This is a genomic window from Parablautia muri (genome assembly GCF_009917485.1).
GTDB classification, from domain to species: Bacteria; Bacillota; Clostridia; order Lachnospirales; family Lachnospiraceae; genus Suilimivivens; species Suilimivivens muri.
This window is the reverse complement of sequence record NZ_QZDT01000007.1, coordinates 131,640-147,967: the sequence shown is the minus strand read 5'-3', so window position 1 is coordinate 147,967 and position 16,328 is coordinate 131,640. Positions and strand designations below refer to the sequence as shown.

At 42.6% G+C, this 16,328-nt stretch carries 14 protein-coding genes and 1 riboswitch; of the genes, 3 read left to right on the top strand and 11 right to left on the bottom strand.

What is annotated here, in order from left to right; translation table 11 throughout:
- Positions 1–83 precede the first annotated feature (83 nt).
- The 11 genes from recQ to D5281_RS06960 all read right to left on the bottom strand — a co-directional run bounded on the left by recQ (position 84) and on the right by D5281_RS06960 (position 14,155).
- Positions 84–1,919 carry a DNA helicase RecQ gene (gene recQ, locus D5281_RS07010; protein ID WP_160559474.1) on the bottom strand — a complete coding sequence of 612 codons (1,836 nt, stop codon included), beginning with the start codon at positions 1,917–1,919 and terminating at the stop codon, positions 84–86.
- A 71-nt stretch (positions 1,920–1,990) separates the two neighbouring features.
- Positions 1,991–2,266 carry a hypothetical protein gene (locus D5281_RS07005; RefSeq protein ID WP_160559454.1) on the bottom strand — a complete coding sequence of 92 codons (276 nt, stop codon included), beginning with the start codon at positions 2,264–2,266 and terminating at the stop codon, positions 1,991–1,993.
- Between the two features lie 510 nt (positions 2,267–2,776).
- The gene (locus tag D5281_RS07000) at positions 2,777–5,104 is read right to left on the bottom strand and encodes a sensor histidine kinase (protein ID WP_160559453.1); all 2,328 of its coding nucleotides are present in this window, start codon (positions 5,102–5,104) and stop codon (positions 2,777–2,779) included.
- Positions 5,079–5,786: a response regulator transcription factor gene (locus D5281_RS06995; RefSeq protein WP_160559452.1), complete on the bottom strand. Its 708-nt coding sequence runs from the start codon at positions 5,784–5,786 to the stop codon at positions 5,079–5,081. The genes D5281_RS07000 and D5281_RS06995 overlap by 26 nt, the downstream gene beginning before the upstream one ends.
- Positions 5,787–5,949: 163 nt before the next feature.
- Positions 5,950–7,143, bottom strand: a complete 1,194-nt coding sequence (locus tag D5281_RS06990; RefSeq protein WP_160559451.1) for a glycosyltransferase — start codon at positions 7,141–7,143, stop codon at positions 5,950–5,952.
- A 61-nt stretch (positions 7,144–7,204) separates the two neighbouring features.
- Positions 7,205–7,714 (bottom strand): DedA family protein, encoded by a 510-nt coding sequence (locus D5281_RS06985; protein WP_160559450.1) that lies wholly within the window; start codon positions 7,712–7,714, stop codon positions 7,205–7,207.
- Between the two features lie 401 nt (positions 7,715–8,115).
- Complete coding sequence (locus D5281_RS06980; protein ID WP_160559449.1) at positions 8,116–8,955, bottom strand: carbohydrate ABC transporter permease; 840 nt, start codon at positions 8,953–8,955, stop codon at positions 8,116–8,118.
- Between the two features lie 9 nt (positions 8,956–8,964).
- A complete protein-coding gene (locus tag D5281_RS06975; RefSeq protein WP_160559448.1) occupies positions 8,965–9,843 on the bottom strand; it encodes a carbohydrate ABC transporter permease in 879 nt (292 codons plus the stop codon).
- A 113-nt stretch (positions 9,844–9,956) separates the two neighbouring features.
- Positions 9,957–11,315, bottom strand: coding sequence for an extracellular solute-binding protein (locus D5281_RS06970; RefSeq protein WP_160559447.1), 1,359 nt, complete (start codon positions 11,313–11,315; stop codon positions 9,957–9,959).
- Positions 11,312–13,120: an alpha-glycosidase gene (locus D5281_RS06965; protein WP_160559446.1), complete on the bottom strand. Its 1,809-nt coding sequence runs from the start codon at positions 13,118–13,120 to the stop codon at positions 11,312–11,314. Before D5281_RS06965 ends, D5281_RS06970 begins: the two co-directional genes overlap by 4 nt.
- A 3-nt stretch (positions 13,121–13,123) precedes the next feature.
- Positions 13,124–14,155 carry a LacI family DNA-binding transcriptional regulator gene (locus tag D5281_RS06960; RefSeq protein ID WP_160559445.1) on the bottom strand — a complete coding sequence of 344 codons (1,032 nt, stop codon included), beginning with the start codon at positions 14,153–14,155 and terminating at the stop codon, positions 13,124–13,126.
- 286 nt (positions 14,156–14,441) lie between these two features.
- Here D5281_RS06960 and D5281_RS06955 point away from each other — a divergent pair, with 286 nt between their 5' ends.
- From D5281_RS06955 to D5281_RS06945, 3 genes are all read left to right on the top strand, one after another.
- The gene (locus D5281_RS06955) at positions 14,442–14,702 is read left to right on the top strand and encodes a hypothetical protein (protein WP_160559444.1); all 261 of its coding nucleotides are present in this window, start codon (positions 14,442–14,444) and stop codon (positions 14,700–14,702) included.
- Between the two features lie 171 nt (positions 14,703–14,873).
- On the top strand, positions 14,874–15,293 hold the full coding sequence (locus D5281_RS06950; protein ID WP_277935216.1) for a hypothetical protein: 420 nt from the start codon (positions 14,874–14,876) through the stop codon (positions 15,291–15,293).
- Between the two features lie 154 nt (positions 15,294–15,447).
- A riboswitch (THF riboswitch) is annotated at positions 15,448–15,561 on the top strand.
- A gap of 58 nt (positions 15,562–15,619) precedes the next feature.
- Positions 15,620–16,183 carry a folate family ECF transporter S component gene (locus D5281_RS06945; RefSeq protein WP_160559443.1) on the top strand — a complete coding sequence of 188 codons (564 nt, stop codon included), beginning with the start codon at positions 15,620–15,622 and terminating at the stop codon, positions 16,181–16,183.
- Positions 16,184–16,328 lie beyond the last annotated feature (145 nt).

The window sequence follows — 16,328 nt, the reverse complement described above, 5'->3', positions numbered from 1 at the left end:
AAAATAAAATCCTGGTTGCATAAGGCACATATTTTCCAAAGTCCACCTGTTTTTCATCAAAAATCCTTTAAACCGTCACCCAATCATTCTTCCGGAAGTGTCTGTATTTGCCTAAGGCAATCCAGGAACCGCTCCCCATATTTTTCCACCTTATATTCACCTACTCCTGAGACGGTCAGCATTTCTTCCCTTGTTTTGGGCTGAATGATGCTCATGTAGGTTAAAGTCTTATCCGAAAACACAATATAGGGAGGTACCTTTTCCTCCCGGGCAATCTCCATCCGCAGGGCGCGCAGTTTCTCGAATACACTCCGGTCTGCAGCTTCATTTTCAATCCTGGCTTTTCCTGATTTTACTTTTACCTCCGGCTCCTTATCCTTTGCCATCTTCATCACAATAGGCTCGTCTTCCTCAAGCACCGACCTTGATTTTTCTGTGAGTTTAACAATCATATATGCATCATCTGTTACCGCCAGATACTCATGCAATAACAGATAATTCATCACCTTGTGCAGCTTATAAGTGGGCACTTTTGAAAGCATTCCATAGTAAAAGTTTTCGTTCATGTGGTAGTTGCGGATTTTTGCTGTAGACGCCCCGTGAACCGTATCAATAATCACGCTCGCTCCATAACGCTGACGCGTGCTTCTCACACATCCAATCAGGGCCTTCGCCCAGTCCGTCACTTCCACTTTTTCAAACTGTGTCAAACAATTTGAACAGTTTGAGCAATAATTCTCTCCATATTCTCCAAAATATCTTAAAATATAATCCCTCAGGCACTCATTGGTGAAACAGTAAAAAGTCATCCTCCGAAGTCTTTCCCGATCCCTCTCCATAACGGTCTGCCTTACCATCTCATCCAATTCCTGATTATCCTGATTGTTCTCAATGAAAAACTGATTGGTAACCACATCCTGCCCGCTGTACAGTAAGATACACTCTGCCGGCTCTCCATCCCGTCCTGCGCGCCCGGCCTCCTGATAATAAGACTCTAAATTCTTGGGCATCCCATAATGAAGCACAAATCGGACATTCGATTTATCGATCCCCATGCCAAAGGCATTGGTGGCTACCATCAAAGGTTTCCTGTCGTAAATAAAATCTTCCTGGCTATTCTTTCTCTCCCTGTCGCTGAGCCCGGCATGATACTTTGCCGCCCAAAAGCCGTCCTGCACAAGCTTTTCCCAGACCTCCTCCACCGCCTTTCTGGTCAGGCAATAAATAATTCCGCTGCTTTGAGGATGATTTTCAAGATAGTTTTTCACTGTCCCATACCGGTTCTTAGGCGCCATTACGCCAAAATACAAATTCTTTCTGTCAAACCCGGTTGTCACAAGCGCCGGATTTTGGAGTAGCAGAATATCAATGATATCCTCCTTTACCTCCCTTGTCGCCGTGGCCGTAAAAGCGGCCACCACCGGCCGCGCCGGAAGCTTTTCAATAAACTCCGTAATTTTTAAATAACTTGGGCGGAAATCCTGGCCCCACTGGGAAACGCAGTGGGCCTCATCCACTGCCACCATAACAATGGATGTATGCAATGCAAAATCTAAAAATTCCTCCGTCAAAAGCCGCTCCGGCGCTACATAAATAATAGGATATCTTCCCTCCTTCGCATAAGCAAGGGCTTTCCTGTACTGTCCCATGGTGAGGGAGCTGTTTAAATATGCCGCATGGAGCCCCGCCTGGTTTAAACCTTCTACCTGATCTTTCATCAGCGAAATAAGCGGCGAAATCACCAGCGTAATTCCATCCATCAAAAGAGCCGGAATTTGATAGCATATGGATTTCCCTGCTCCGGTAGGCATAATGCCAAGCACGTCCCTTCCCTCTAAAATACTGTCAATCAGATACTCCTGCCCTTCCCGGAAGGTATCATACCCAAAATATTGTTTTAACAGCTGTTGCTTATTCAAATTAAATTTCATCTTCCGTGCCTATTCCTCCATGTCACTGCTTTGTAGCATTAAATCCAACTGAACATGCCCTATTGCCTGTTTCCTGCAAATCTCACAAAGTAGCTCTCCGCTTGCTCCTGTGTTAATCCGAACCGCCGTGCCAGCTTTAAAAGAATTCTGTCTTTCAGGATTCCTTCTTCCAGATTGTCTAAAATCAATGCTTCAATTCCTTTCTCAATTCCTTTCTTCTCTCCATCATGCCATATCATTTCACCCAGCACAGTCATACGAAACACCTCCTTAATCTCACTAAGCTCATTCTCCTTAAGGAACTTACAGGCAAAGGCATACAAAACTGATTCCATACACTGCTTCTCCTCTTTAGACAATCCTTTTCCAGCTATATTGAGAAACTGTCTATATTATATGTCAAAAGCAAATTTCAGGCAATGTACTGCCGTTTTTTTTACCGCAAATACTTTTCAAAAAAACATAAGCTATAATTTATTTTAAATGGAATTACTGTCCGAAACAGACAATTTGATTATAAAACATACTTGATAGAATTATGATAGAAAATATAGACAGATTTCTCATTTCCATCGCCTGATGCAAAGTTATTTTAGCAAAAAATGAAAGAAATGGCAACTTTAAAAATTCGTGGAGGCCTTGCCCCCCTCCCCACCCTATTGTATAATAAAACAGGTGTCGGTTCCGGGAGGAGTGCGGCTTAGACCGTATTGCCGGTGTCTCGGTTCACTTTTATGTCTATCCCGGAGGAACACGCGGCAGCCGGCGCCTTTCAAGTATATCATTTTTACTGCCAAATAATTTTCCCCTCATTTCAAGCGCATTATTTGGCAAGATTCCCGATTTTACCAGTCTATCACTACTTTAAATAAATCCCCGTCTATTTCCACCTTCATCACGCCTCCCTGCAGCTCTACAAAGCATTTGGCAATCGCCAGTCCAAGGCCGCTCCCTTCCGTATTTCTGGAGCTGTCCCCACGCACAAACCGTTCTGTCAGATCCTGGGGCGGAATGTTAAGCTCCGCCGCGGACATATTCTTTAATTCGATATGGATTCCCGCTTCTGTTTTTTGGGCGCTGACATAGACCCTTGTGTGGGGCATTGCATATTTTAGGATATTCACATAGAGATTCTCAAATACACGGTAAGTTTTCTGGCTGTCAAGCTGCAAAATCACTTTTTCCTCAGGCATCCGGAACCGGAAAAACAAATCCGCATCTTCCACCTTGTCTTCATATTCCAAATAAACCTGCCGCATCAGATGACAAATGTCCACGTCCACAGGATTGAGCGTGACATTTCCGCTGCTTGCCTTGCTCACCTCAAACAAATCCTCTATCAGAAATTTCAGCCGGTCAGATTTTTTGGAAAGTACCTGTAAGTATTCCTTTCTTTGCTCTGGCGTAATGTTTTCTTCTCCTAAAAGCTCAATATATGTGGTGATAGCCGTAAGGGGCGTTTTCAGGTCATGGGATACATTTGTAATCAGATCCGTTTTCATTTTCTGGCTCTTTACCTCCTCATCCACCGCCGCCCTAAAGCCATTCTGGATTTTGGAAAGTTCTTCCTTGTAGGATTCAAACACCCCCCAGTCATCCTCGAACTTTGTTTGCAAATTGCCGTTTGCAACAGACCTGGCAGCCGTAAGAAGTTTTCCGTACTGTTCCTGTATTTTGTTTACATATTTTTTCAGTCCAATATAAAGGACTGCCGTATAAATCACCAGCACAATCCAGCCGAACATCCACATCACGCACATTACGGCCAGAAGCAGGAAATTGATCAAAACCAGCTTTCTGACAGTTCCCTCTGTCTCTCCTCCCAAATCCACATGCAAAACTTCTTCCTTGAACTGATTTGCTTTTTTCCTGGTTTTGCCAATCAACCAACCTATTATATGAATAAGCAAGGAGCGCTCCTTTATAAATTCCCTAAGCCCCAGATCAAAGACCTCGCCAAAGGTGGTAATCAGATAAAACCAGGCTCCAAAAATCAGCGTAAGCGCAAACACATTGATGCATCCGCCCAGCATAAGCATACTTTCTTCCGTCACAAAATCAAGATATTCGGCTAATATTCCTGTAAAAAATCCATTGTTGGAGAAATATACCAGTTCCATGATTAAGAATTCCAATCCCCAGATCATACAGCTTATCGCCGGCAGACTGATCTCCAAGTGCATCTGCGCTCCTGACATCCGATGAAGGCAGTACCCCTTTATTCTACTCAGGAAAAGAGCTGTAATTGCAAGCACGGCAAGGATAATCTGGTATATATTTACCGCACCTGCCTGGACGTATGCCCACCACATTTCGTTCCGGTATGTCCGCAAAAAGCTGTCATCCTTCCATATGGCCATAAGGTCGTCCTTCTGCTGCTGCGTGCAGGCATAAATAAAGGTCATATCCCTAGGCCTTTCGTCAATGCGGTAAGTCAGCTTTTCCTGTCCCACATTAAAGTAAACCGTATTGGCATTCACCAGATTGTAACGATAGCCATACTCCGACAAATAATTTGCAAGCCATTTACCTGACATAATGCTCTGCGTGTTTTTTAAAAGCTCGTCAGGTTTTTCATCTCTCACGAAAATATCTTTAAGATTTCCCGCTTCGTCATAAGCCATCATCACATAGTAGACGTAAGGTACATCCTCGTCCTCACGGCTTTTATCTTTATAAAGGGCTTCAATACTTCTGCCCGTATTTTTTATAATCTCCCCTGTTTTATGGTCCACCACACAGTAATCTATATTCTTGAAAATGACATTCATAGCATGGCTTTCCCATTCTTCCATTATAGCGTCTACGGCTCTTGCCAAAGCATCCTTATACTCCTCAATCGTCCTTTCTCCCAAAACCTCATAAATATCGCCGGCTTCCTCCCCTGAAAATTCTTCCTCCTCGGGAAATTTTTCTTCCTCCGTTTTGAGATACAAGTCTGCAAAGCTAACTTCCTCTTTCCGCACCTTATCCAGCATATTTTTATAAAGGACAAGGTTACCCCTATAAAAATACTGCAGCAATTCTCCACTTCTTGAAGGAGCCGTATAATTATTAGCCGCCTGTTTTTCAAAAACAGGGTAACAAGCCATAAACCCTGCCACAGCCAGCATCACCGCTACCCCTGCTGCAAGAAAACTAAATTTTTTACTGCTTTTCGATTTTGTATCCAACGCCCCACACCACCTTTAAGTATTTTGGTTCCTTCGGATTGATTTCTATCTTTTCCCGAATTTTCCTGATATGCACCATAATAGTATCCGTATTGATTGCCTGCTCATTCCATACCCTCTCATAGATTTCCTCGGCGCTAAATACCCTGCCCGGATTTTTCATAAGCAGCATCAAAATTTTAAATTCAAGAGGCGTTAGTTTCACGGGCCTGCCATCCACGCTGACCTCCACGCTCTCCTCATTTAACTCCAGTCCTCCAATCACATGAACCTTCTTATTCTGGCTTTTCTCCCCCACCGCCTCCAAAAATTTCCCATACCTTCGCAAATGGGAGTTGACCCTGGCAAGCAGCTCCATGGTGGTAAAGGGCTTGGTCACATAATCATCCGCCCCCATATTCAATCCCATGATTTTATCCACTTCCTCAGACTTGGCTGAGAGCATGATAACCGGAAATTCGTATCTTAACTCCCGCACCTTCATCATCATGGTAATCCCGTCCATTCTAGGCATCATAACATCCACAATGGCAAGATGTATCTCCTCCTGTTTGATTTTTTCAAGTCCCTCCACTCCGTCTGCGGCCTGAAATACAATGTATCCCTGGTTTTTTAAATAAATCTCAATTCCTTCCCTGATTTCCTTATCATCCTCCACAATTAAAATATGATATGTTTCCATTCTCCCTTGCCCCATTTCCGTTGTTTGTAAATTTGATTTCAATGTCTTAACTCCATGAAAAATGCCGCATTTAAGGCGCTTTCAAGGTATCCTTAGTGTGAAGCTTTCGTTGTTCTTAGGCGGCGTTCTTTGACGCCTTAGCGTTTTTAATCTTTTCTTCACACTAACCAGAGTATACCATATTTCTGCTTCTTCCTCCAAATCTCCTTCTCTCTTTCAGCGCCCTTCCATAAATAGCCTCGGTGTAAGCCGCCACTGCCGCCCTGGCAATCCTTGCGCTGCTGTAATGTGCTGCTGTCCTGACAGCTCCCTGCCGCAAAAAGTCAATTTCCTTCTTTTCCAGAATATCCATCAGCTTACCTGCAAACTCTGCCTCAAAAGCCTCTGTCATATACCCGTTTTGCCCGTTTACCACCACGTCTGTTGTGCCGCTGCCGCGCAGCGCAAGCACCGGCGTCCCCGCCGCCATGGACTCTAGCAATACAATCCCCTGTGTTTCCGACAAGGAGGAAAACAAAAATAAATCCGATGCATGACAATAATTTTTCACATCCTCATTGGGTATCTTTCCTAAAAAGATGATTTCCTCCAAAAGCCCCAGGGCAGCCGCTCTTTTTTCCAGATTTCTTTTCTCCGGGCCATCTCCGATAAACGCCAGGCGGAAGCTGCTCCCACAAGCCTCCTTAAACAGTCTCATGCTCTCAAGCAGAAATTCCAGGTTCTTTTCCTTCGCAAGCCTTGCCACAGTGCAAAACAGATACTTTTTATCTCCTGCCAGCTGCTGCCTTATCTCCCAAGCCCGGTGCCCATCCGGATAAAAACTGTCCTCTTGAAGGCCGGTAGGCACCACCTTTACCGGCGCCTCTAACCTGATTTGCTCCAAATATTCTTTCATCATAGGCGTTGGCGCAAAAACCATATCGCAGCGCCTTCCATAGCTCCTCACATATGCCGGCATTATCCTTTTTAAACCGGAAAGACCCACATAATGCAGATATTGTTCATATCGGGTGTGATAAGTAAACACCAGCGGTACATGATATTTCCAGGATAAATACCGCGCGGTGCGTCCAATCAGCATAGGGTGATGTACATGAATCACATCAAAGTTTCCCTCCCTGAAGCTGCGCTCTATTTTCAAATCCAGACTGTCCGGCACGGAAAACCCACATACCACGCCCTGCAAAAGTGCTCTATACCTTACCACATCTTCTTCTTCCTCCTGCTCCTCATAAGATGGGGCAAAAACCACTACCTCATGCCCCAGCGCCCGCAGGCTTTTCGTCAGTCTTTCTATGGAAACAGGCACCCCTGCTATAAACGGTTTATAATTGTTTGTCATCATTGCGATTTTCATGTTAACACCATGCTCCCTTCTCCACCTAAAATTTATACTCATAGCGTGTGTTTGAAAATTTTTACATGAAGTAATTTAAAACGGCATCTCCCATAAAATACCCTGCCCCTACAAAAAACAGATTCCATACCAATATGCCCAGCGTGGAGCTCACCGTATACTGGACCAGATTCATCTTTGATACCCCTGCCGGTATGGAAACCAATGTCCTTACCATGGGAATCAGCTTACTGCAAAAAATACCAACGCTCCCTTTTTTTCGTATCCATGCAAGCTTTTCCTCTATCATCGGCCTTTGCTTTGGAAATTTGTTTAAGTATTTTTGTAAAAACAGTTCGCCGCCTTTGTATCCCAGATAATACAAAATCAGGCTGCCGGTAAGTCCTGCCGCCACTGTGATAATAAGCGCCGGTATAAACGCTATATTCCCCTTAGCCGCCCATATGCCTGCAAGCGGCATGATAACGCCTGCAGGAAATCCCGGCAAGTTCAAATACTCCAACAATACGATCACGAAAATTGCAATTCCTCCATATCTTGTAAAATATTGCATGATTACATCCAGCGTCATTTCACTCCTCCATTCTGTCAAACATCTTGACCTTAAGCATTCGTTCAAATATGATGCACTATAACCATCAAGCCAGGTCCCACACAACGGTCTGTCTGCCCTTCACAGAACCTTTACCGGCCGGACAAAATGATTACCATTTGCTCTCTATAACGGATTATGAAAAGAGATTACCTCAAAAACCTAAATAACTTCCTGCATCATTTCTTAAGAACTTCTAAATTTTGCAGAAAGAACAATGGAACAGGCAGGGGGGCTTACCATATTTCAGTTGTGGAAAATGACAAAGTATGCCACACTTCGCGGAACATCTTTATGTGAACAAGCGCTATCATGCTTGTACGTCAGCTTATTGTAAAAAGAACGGACAGCCGGTAAAACCGGCTGTCCGCTTATATCGCCTATCCTTTCACACTTCCGCTTGTCAGTCCTGCTACAAAAAACTTCTGGCAAAAAATAAAAACAGCTAATATAGGCAGCAGACTAAAAACTGACAGCGCAAATACATATCCCCATTGGGTAAATTGATGTTGTCCAAAAAAACCGGATATTGCAATCGGAATGGTGCGTTTTATATTATCATTGATTACCGTATTGGCCCATGGAAATTCTTCCCAGGCCGTAAGGAAATTAAAAATTGATACGGAGGCAATCCCAGGTTTCGCCAAGGGAATAATAATCCTCCCAAACACTGTAAGAACACTGCCGCCGTCCATATAGGTCGCTTCGTCTAATTCCCTTGGAATGTTTTCCACAAAGCCTTTGATCATAAAGGTGGAATAAGGAATCGTCCATGCCGTATAAAAAGGAATCAGTCCTGCCAGTGAATTAATCGTTTTTAGTTTTACCGCTAACTGATATTGGGGAATGATAAGCGTGAGCCCGGGAATAATCATCGTAAGTACAATAAAGGAAAACAAAAAATTCTTTCCCGGAAATGCAAAACGGGCAATTACATATCCCAATGCCGAAGCAATCAGTGCGGCCAGCAAAACTGTACAGACCGCCACAAAAATACTGTTGAAAAAGTTGATATAAAATTTCCCCTGTCCAAGAACATAGAGATAATTTTCAATCGTAATTTCATCAAAGCCAGGAAGGAACCGGGGCGGATATTCATATAGCGCACCATTTGGCTTTAGGGATGTACTTACCATATAAACCATTGGCAGCACAACAACTATGAGCGCACCGACCAAAAAAAGATGCAGAATAACCTGGATAATGTTTTTCTTTTTCATACTCGCCTCCTAACTTTTTTGCCGCATCATCCGAAACTGGACCAGCGCCAGCGCCGCCAGCACAACGGTTATAATAAATGACAGCGCTGCGGCATAGCCAAACGCCCCTGTACTGAATGCTTTATAATACATCCATGTAAGAACCACATCCGTTTTATGCCCCGGCTCTCCTCCTGTTATCATTTTTATGGAGGTAAATACATTAAAACCTCCTATGGTCAGCATCACAAGGGCAAACAGTATTGTTCCTTTAATGCAGGGAAGGGTCACATGAAAAAGTTTCTCCAGCGCATTTGCCCCATCAATGGCAGCAGCCTCGTATAAATCTGTTGGTACTGTCTGAAGGGCTGCAAGAAACACAACCATATTCCAGCCAATGCCTTTCCAGATGCCAAGGAACATAGAGATCCAAAGTCCGCTCCACCTGGTATCCAGCCAGCGGATATTTTTTGCGGTCACATGGATTACATTGACAAGAAAACAGTTAAGCAGGCCTTCCGTGTTAAAAACATATTTAAATACCAGCGAGGCGATTACCCATGATGTAATCACCGGAAGATAATATAACACCCGGTAGCCTACTTTAAAACGAGTGACCTGATGAATCAGAAAAGCAGTTAAAAATCCAAGAATCATCTGACCTGGTACGGTCACAAAGGTATAGACAATTGAATTGATAAATGCGGTTCGGAAATAACTGTCTTGAATCACTTCTTTATAATTTTCAAGGCCAATAAACTTCTGGCCGGAAATACTCCCAAAATCCCACTCAAAAAAACTCATAACAAAAAGCTTAATAATAGGATATACCGTAAAAATGCCGAATATCAGCAGCCCTGGTAAAAGCAGCAGTCCAATTTGAAATTTCCCTTTCCTGGAAGTTTGCATATAGATCCTTTCTTTATGGGGCGTAACAGTTCAGTCTGGCTGAATCGTTACTATGGGGCCCTTAGCCGGCCCCATTTGACTTTTAAACTTGCATCTTATATAATTATTTTAAGTTATTCGGCCAACATCCCATCGAATTTCACAGCCAATTCATCCATTGCTTCTTTTGCAGTTTTTTCTCCATTCATGACTGCTGTTACGGCAACGGAAAGCTCGCTGTCCATTTCTGACCAGCATGCGGTGGTCGGACGGGATTTGGCTGTAGTGATAGCATCGACAAACGGTGCAAAATCGGCTTCTTTAACGGTGTCAGATTCCAGAGCCTCTTTATTGACCGGAATCTGTCCGCATTTAGCCATTTCTTCCTGAGCAAAGGGGCTGGTCATGAATTTCATAAATTTCCATGCGGCATCTTTATTTGCACTGTTGAACATGGAGATATCTTCACCGCCAAGGACTGATATGGAGCCGCTTTTGCCAGCCGGAATTGGGGCGGTTGCATATTCAAACTCAGGGTATGCGCCTTCCATTTCAGCAATTTTCCATGGTCCTTCCAGCAGCATCATGTATCTGCCGGTACCGAAGCCATCTGTCATAGGGATATCTCCGCTGTTCCATCCGGTGATAGTTTCCTCCGCATAGAGGTCTGCCAGCGTCTGGATTGCTTCTATTGTTTCAGGGCTGTTGATATAACCGGATGCTTTTGTTTCGTCCTCATTGGTAATGGCTCCGCCCATACTCCAAATAAAGGGGCATAAGTTCCACCCGGCTAAGGCCGGTTCATTATAGCCCCACACCTGTTGGCCGTTTTCATTGGTGCCGGACAGCGCTTTTACAGCTGCTGCAAATTCATCCATGGTCTTAGGAACATCAATTCCAGCGTCATTCAGCGCCTGTACATTGTAAAATAAAATTTTAGAATTCGTATTGAGAGCTAAACCATAGGAATGTCCGCCAATGCTTGCGGTGCTCATTGCGCTGTCAAGTAACCCGGCAGCCGTATCACTATAATCGGGCATTTCCTCATCAAGGGCAACTAAGATACCCATTTTTTCAAATTCAGGTATCCATGCACTGTCTAATCGGCCCACATCGGGAAGGGTATCGGACTGTGCGCTTATCAGTATTTTCTCATGAAGGTCGCCCCATTCGTGGGATACTGCATTTACTTTAATGCCGGGGTTTTCTTCCTCAAATTGGGGAATCAGCACATTCATCAGCGTATCATTTTCAGCAGACTGTGCGCTGTAATGATGCCAGAAGTCGATAGTTACTTCTTTTTCCTCCCCATCGGATGGATCTGGAGCAGATGTATCTGTGTTTGACATCACCTGGTCTGTTACATTGGTAGTTTCCTGACTTTCAGAGTCGTTTTCCGTTTGTACTGGCGCAGAATTACCGCATCCTGCCAACGCCGCCAAGCAAGTCGCAGTTGTGAGTAAAACCGCCAGTACTTTTTTGCCTTTCTTCATTGATTAGTACCCTCCTTTTTCTTTATTACCTTAACAGCATATGGCTGCATTTCCACAAAAATTGCCGCCTTATAAGCTGTTATGTCCTGATTGTAAAAGCGCCCGGTCAAAGGCTTTGCCTGATATAACTCCTCTCCGGTCGATAACAGCTCCACATATTCCCCGGTTTCCAGCATGGGGCAGAAAATTTTCTTTTGTCCGGAGCTGTTGTTAAACAAGGCATAGATTATTTCACTAGTTCCTTTTTCCTCATAATATCTGATAAATGCAAAAACCGATTCCTCAGAATCCGCCAAAATTGTCCGGTATGAACCTTCTCTGATGCAGCAATAGGTTTTTCGAAAAGAAATTATTTTCTGATACCATTGAAAAAGATCTTGATCCGCCTGTCCGTCCCATATCATACACCTTCGGCAATCCGGATCGTTTTCGCCGGTTATTCCGGCCTCATCACCGTAATAGATTGCAGGCGAACCCACAAACAGCATCTGGAATGCTGCGGCCATCTTTAAGATTCTTTTATCTCCTCCGCAAATATGTAAAAATCTTTCCGTATCATGGCTGTCCAGGAGATTGTACAAAAGCTGACAGGTTTCCTCCTTATACAAAGCAATTATGGTGTTGATGCGGTTGTCAAAAACTTCTGTAGAGATTTCTTTTCTGCCGAAATAATCCCAAAGAGCATCACGGAACAAATAATTCATCACACTATCCAGCTGGTTTCCTTTCAGCTGTCTGCCGCCATATCCCCAAGTCTCTCCAATTAATATACATTCAGGATATTTTTCCTTTAAGGCCAGCCGCGCCGTTTCCCAGACACCAATGTCCACCTCGTCCGCCACATCCAGCCGCCATCCATCAATCTGATACTCCCTGAGCCAGTAATCCATTACATCTATAATATAGTTTCGGACTTCCGGATTTGCCGTATTTAATTTAGGCATATAAGGATAGGCGCCCACACATTCATAGCGATCCTTGGAAATGGTTACAGGGAATTTTTCTATCAAAAACCAGTCCAAATAATTTGATTGCTCCTGATTTTTCAGGATATCCTGAAAGATGGGGAAATTCACTCCCGTGTGGTTAAAAACACCATCCAATAAAACTCTGATCCCCTGTAAATGGCACTGCCTGACCAGTTCCTTAAATTCCTCATTTGTTCCAAACATTGGGTCGATACGGAAATAATTCGTGGTTGCATACTTATGGTTAAAATCCCCCTCAAAGACAGGATTCAGGTAAATGCATTCCACGCCCAACTCTTTCAAGTAAGGGAGTTTTTGACTGATTCCAGCCAAATCACCTCCCATATAGTTTTCTCTGGTTGGCACAGTGCCCCATGTTTCTGAATTTACCGGGTCGTTGCCATAATCTCCGTTATAAAAACGTTCCGGAAATATTTGATAATAGATTGTGCCTCTGGCCCAACCGGGAGTTGCGATTACGTCATTTCCATTTGCATACAGATATTCAAAAAATCCGCTTTGCGGTGGCATATTCCCGATTCCATAAGTTGAAAAATACCATATTTCCCCATGAATATCTTCTAAATAAAAATAGTATTTCTGATATCTGGCAACTTTCTTAAAAGTAATTTTGCCCTGGAAATAATCAAATAATCCGTCTCTGGCATAGCATTCCATGCTCTGTTCTTTTGTAATTCCATCGTCCCTGTTCCAATAAATAATCTTGCATTCCCGTAACTCTTTTTTGGCAGTTCGTATCCTGAAAACCAATTGATTTCTGGCCGTTGGATAAACAAAATCCTCTGTATTGCCATGCAAAACTGCCTCTTTGTTCACACGTTACCACCTCTTTCCCGTAGATTTCCTTGCAATAATTTTGGTTTCGATTAAAATAGATTCCTCCTTTCTGTCCTGATGTTTAATCATATCAAATAATGTACTGGCCGCCCGCTCCCCCAGAAGATAAGTATCAATATCCACAGCAGTGAGAGGCGGGTCAAGGTATTCGGCCAAAGGGTAATTGTCAAAAGTGATTATACCAATCTGTTCCGGTACGGATATATTTTTTTGTTTCAATTTTTGCAGTACATGATATGCAACCATATTATTCGTACAAATTATACTGTCAGTTTCCCGGTATGTTTCTAAAAGTAATTTTATCTTATCTGCAATCTCCGTCCTGTTTACGCCGCTTTCTATAATGTCGTTTTTGGATGGGGATAATCCGTTAATCCGAAGTTCTTCCAAAAATCCCCGGATTCGCTTTTGCTCAAAAATGGTACCTTTGTTTTCTACAAAAAGGACCGGATGACGATAACCGCATTGCAAAAGATGATTTACTGCAAGCCGTCCGCCTTCTTCGTTGTCCATATCTACCCAATTACGACCTATATAGGATTCATCCGGCTCGCCCATAACGACAAAAGGAAAATGGTTTGCAGTCAAAAGGCTTATTAAATCTTCCGTAATTCCGGATACAGGTAAGATAATTCCGTCTATCTTGTGTTCCAGAACCAGATTTCTAACCGCATTACCTTTTTCACGCTCCGTATGATTGGTAATCAGAAGGTTATACCCCAGGCGCTGGGTCACCTCCTCAATAGCGGTGACGGATTTAATAAAAAAGGTATTGGCATAAGCATCACTGTTTCCTGCATCCATTACAAGGCCTATCGTAAAAGTACTGCCATTGACAAGGCTCCTTGCCTGAATATTGGGGTGGTAGTCCAGCTCTTTCATAGCCGCCGTGATTTTCTTTTTCGTTTCTTCGGATATGGCGGCCGTTCCGTTAATCACTCTAGATACGGTAGATGGGTTTACGCCTACTTTTTTTGCAATGTCTTTAATTGTAACTGCCATAAAATTCTCCATACTGCCAACCTCCCGCATATTAGAGTATTGGCACAAATTTGTCCGTAAAATTTTTTCACAGCAATCTTTTTACGCAAACGTTTGCGTTGGACTGTAAAAATATAAATGCAAACGTTTGCATTTATGTAATATACTATACCTGATAAAATGACATTTGTCAATGAAAAATCTTTACTGAAGTGGAAATATATAAACATTTGCGATAATGCCTTAATAAACCACAAATGAAAATGTCTCAAAAAATGGTAAAATATCCTCCATAAAAGATAAAAAATTGGATAAGCCTATGACAACAGCAGATTCATTTATCAAAATTTATAATATTTTAAAGTCTAATAGATTGAATTTAAGGAGCGTGAATTACACCATTGAAAAATCTACACATATGCCTTTAACGACTACTGAGTATGGTATTAAAAGTCATTTGGATTATGGCGCCAATGAAGGGATTTATTTGGATTTGTGGATCCTAATACATACAGACAGTGATGTAAAGGAGCAAAAACTGGGAACCTTCAATACGCTTGGCTGCGCACGTAAAACATGATTCGGTAATTGTATGTGAAAAGCAACGAACTGTTACGAGTAATCATCCTTTGTAAGCAGGAACCATTGATAATATCTCGCAATTCAAGTATAATATAAACAGTGCAACAGGAATTTCTACGATTTGAGAAAATCTTGCTATGATAAACGTATACAGAGGAAAGAAATAAAGATGGAAGACACTAATTTAGCACAGGCGGTTAAGGCAACACATGACTCAAGTTCCTATGATACAAATGTTAAGTTCCTGCTTGCAGATAAGCAAATACTGTCACGGATATTAAAATATGCTGTTCAGGAATTTAAAGATATTTCCATGCTGGAGAAACTACTTTCCCAGACAAGCGCGGGTGAAAAGAAACGCATTCTTACAGAGGAATACGGAATGATAATGACAACCGAACTGGAAGGGAGAATACAAACTATGTGCAATTTATCTGAAAATATCAAAGGGCAGAGTATTAAAACGGAACGGCTTAATGCCATTGAAAGGATGATTAAAGCCGATGCTACAAAAGAACAGATCATTTCTTTCGGCTATACTGAAGAAGATTTTGCGGAAGCAGAAAGTCTTTTATGCACAAATGCATAGGAAATATGCAGTCTGCCAAAAATAATCCTTGCTTTTTCTCAGGTTTGTGCATATAATCATCTACAGAAACTTAACAACCTCACAATACTGCCAGGCAGACAAAAATCTTTTGATTTCCCAACATGTCAGGCATATTGTGACCAATACGAAAACATGCAGAGTAGATTTGTGTGCGTTAAGTGCCGGTTGAACAGGGAGTTGTCAGCCGGACGAAAAGAATGGTCAGAATCGTCCAGTTCTTGCGGTACACAGGTCGCATCCCGCTGCAATTTGAGATGTTATCTCCTATTGTAGTAGTATGAGTTCTGCAAAGGAGGTAATTTTTTATGCAAAAATTAGCAACTTTGTTCACTCAGTCTTACCAGGAAATAAAACAGCTCCGCACAGTGACTATCTGCGGGCTGATGGCTGCAATTGCCATTGCGCTGAGCGCTTTTACTTCTATTGAGATTGGGAACTACATTAAGATTGGCTTTTCCGGTATTCCTAACCGGATAGTGGACTGCCTTTTCGGCCCTGTGGTGGGAGGATGCTTTGGCGGCGCGCTGGATATCATCAAATATCTGGTGAAGCCCACAGGCGTATTTTTCCCCGGCTTTACCTTTGACGCCATATTGGCCGGTCTTATTTTCGGCAGTTTTATGTACAAAAAGCCTTTATCCCTGCCAAGAATTTTAATCGCCAAGCTAACGGTAGTACTTGTCTGTAATATATTCTTTAATACGCTGTGGATATCGCTTTTGTATGGAAAAGCATTTATGGCTCTTTTACCTGCCCGTCTGCTTAAGAATGCCGTGATGTGGCCCATTGATTCCCTGATTCTTTTTATGGTCATTCAGATGCTTCATGCATCAGGAATCTTTAAGATTATTCGTCATGAACGCCCATGATGAACGAGAAATGAAATGATTACATATTGTAATTGGGGAGCTGATAAAAACAAAAAAACTTACAAATTTTACTTAACAAACCCTTAATTCATATCAAAAGCCGGAAACTACAAGATAGTTTCCGGCTTTTTTCTTTTCTCTTTTC

What these genes read in the sequence shown, in the direction of transcription:
- D5281_RS07005 (WP_160559454.1), bottom strand. Translation starts at nt 2,266, where the DNA reads ATGGAATCAGTTTTGTATGCCTTTGCCTGTAAGTTCCTTAAGGAGAAT.
- D5281_RS06995 (WP_160559452.1), bottom strand. Translation starts at nt 5,786, where the DNA reads ATGGAAACATATCATATTTTAATTGTGGAGGATGATAAGGAAATCAGG.
- D5281_RS06990 (WP_160559451.1), bottom strand. Translation starts at nt 7,143, where the DNA reads ATGAAAATCGCAATGATGACAAACAATTATAAACCGTTTATAGCAGGG.
- D5281_RS06985 (WP_160559450.1), bottom strand. Translation starts at nt 7,714, where the DNA reads ATGACGCTGGATGTAATCATGCAATATTTTACAAGATATGGAGGAATT.
- D5281_RS06980 (WP_160559449.1), bottom strand. Translation starts at nt 8,955, where the DNA reads ATGAAAAAGAAAAACATTATCCAGGTTATTCTGCATCTTTTTTTGGTC.
- D5281_RS06975 (WP_160559448.1), bottom strand. Translation starts at nt 9,843, where the DNA reads ATGCAAACTTCCAGGAAAGGGAAATTTCAAATTGGACTGCTGCTTTTA.
- D5281_RS06970 (WP_160559447.1), bottom strand. Translation starts at nt 11,315, where the DNA reads ATGAAGAAAGGCAAAAAAGTACTGGCGGTTTTACTCACAACTGCGACT.
- D5281_RS06960 (WP_160559445.1), bottom strand. Translation starts at nt 14,155, where the DNA reads ATGGAGAATTTTATGGCAGTTACAATTAAAGACATTGCAAAAAAAGTA.
- D5281_RS06955 (WP_160559444.1), top strand. Translation starts at nt 14,442, where the DNA reads ATGACAACAGCAGATTCATTTATCAAAATTTATAATATTTTAAAGTCT.
- D5281_RS06950 (WP_277935216.1), top strand. Translation starts at nt 14,874, where the DNA reads ATGGAAGACACTAATTTAGCACAGGCGGTTAAGGCAACACATGACTCA.
- D5281_RS06945 (WP_160559443.1), top strand. Translation starts at nt 15,620, where the DNA reads ATGCAAAAATTAGCAACTTTGTTCACTCAGTCTTACCAGGAAATAAAA.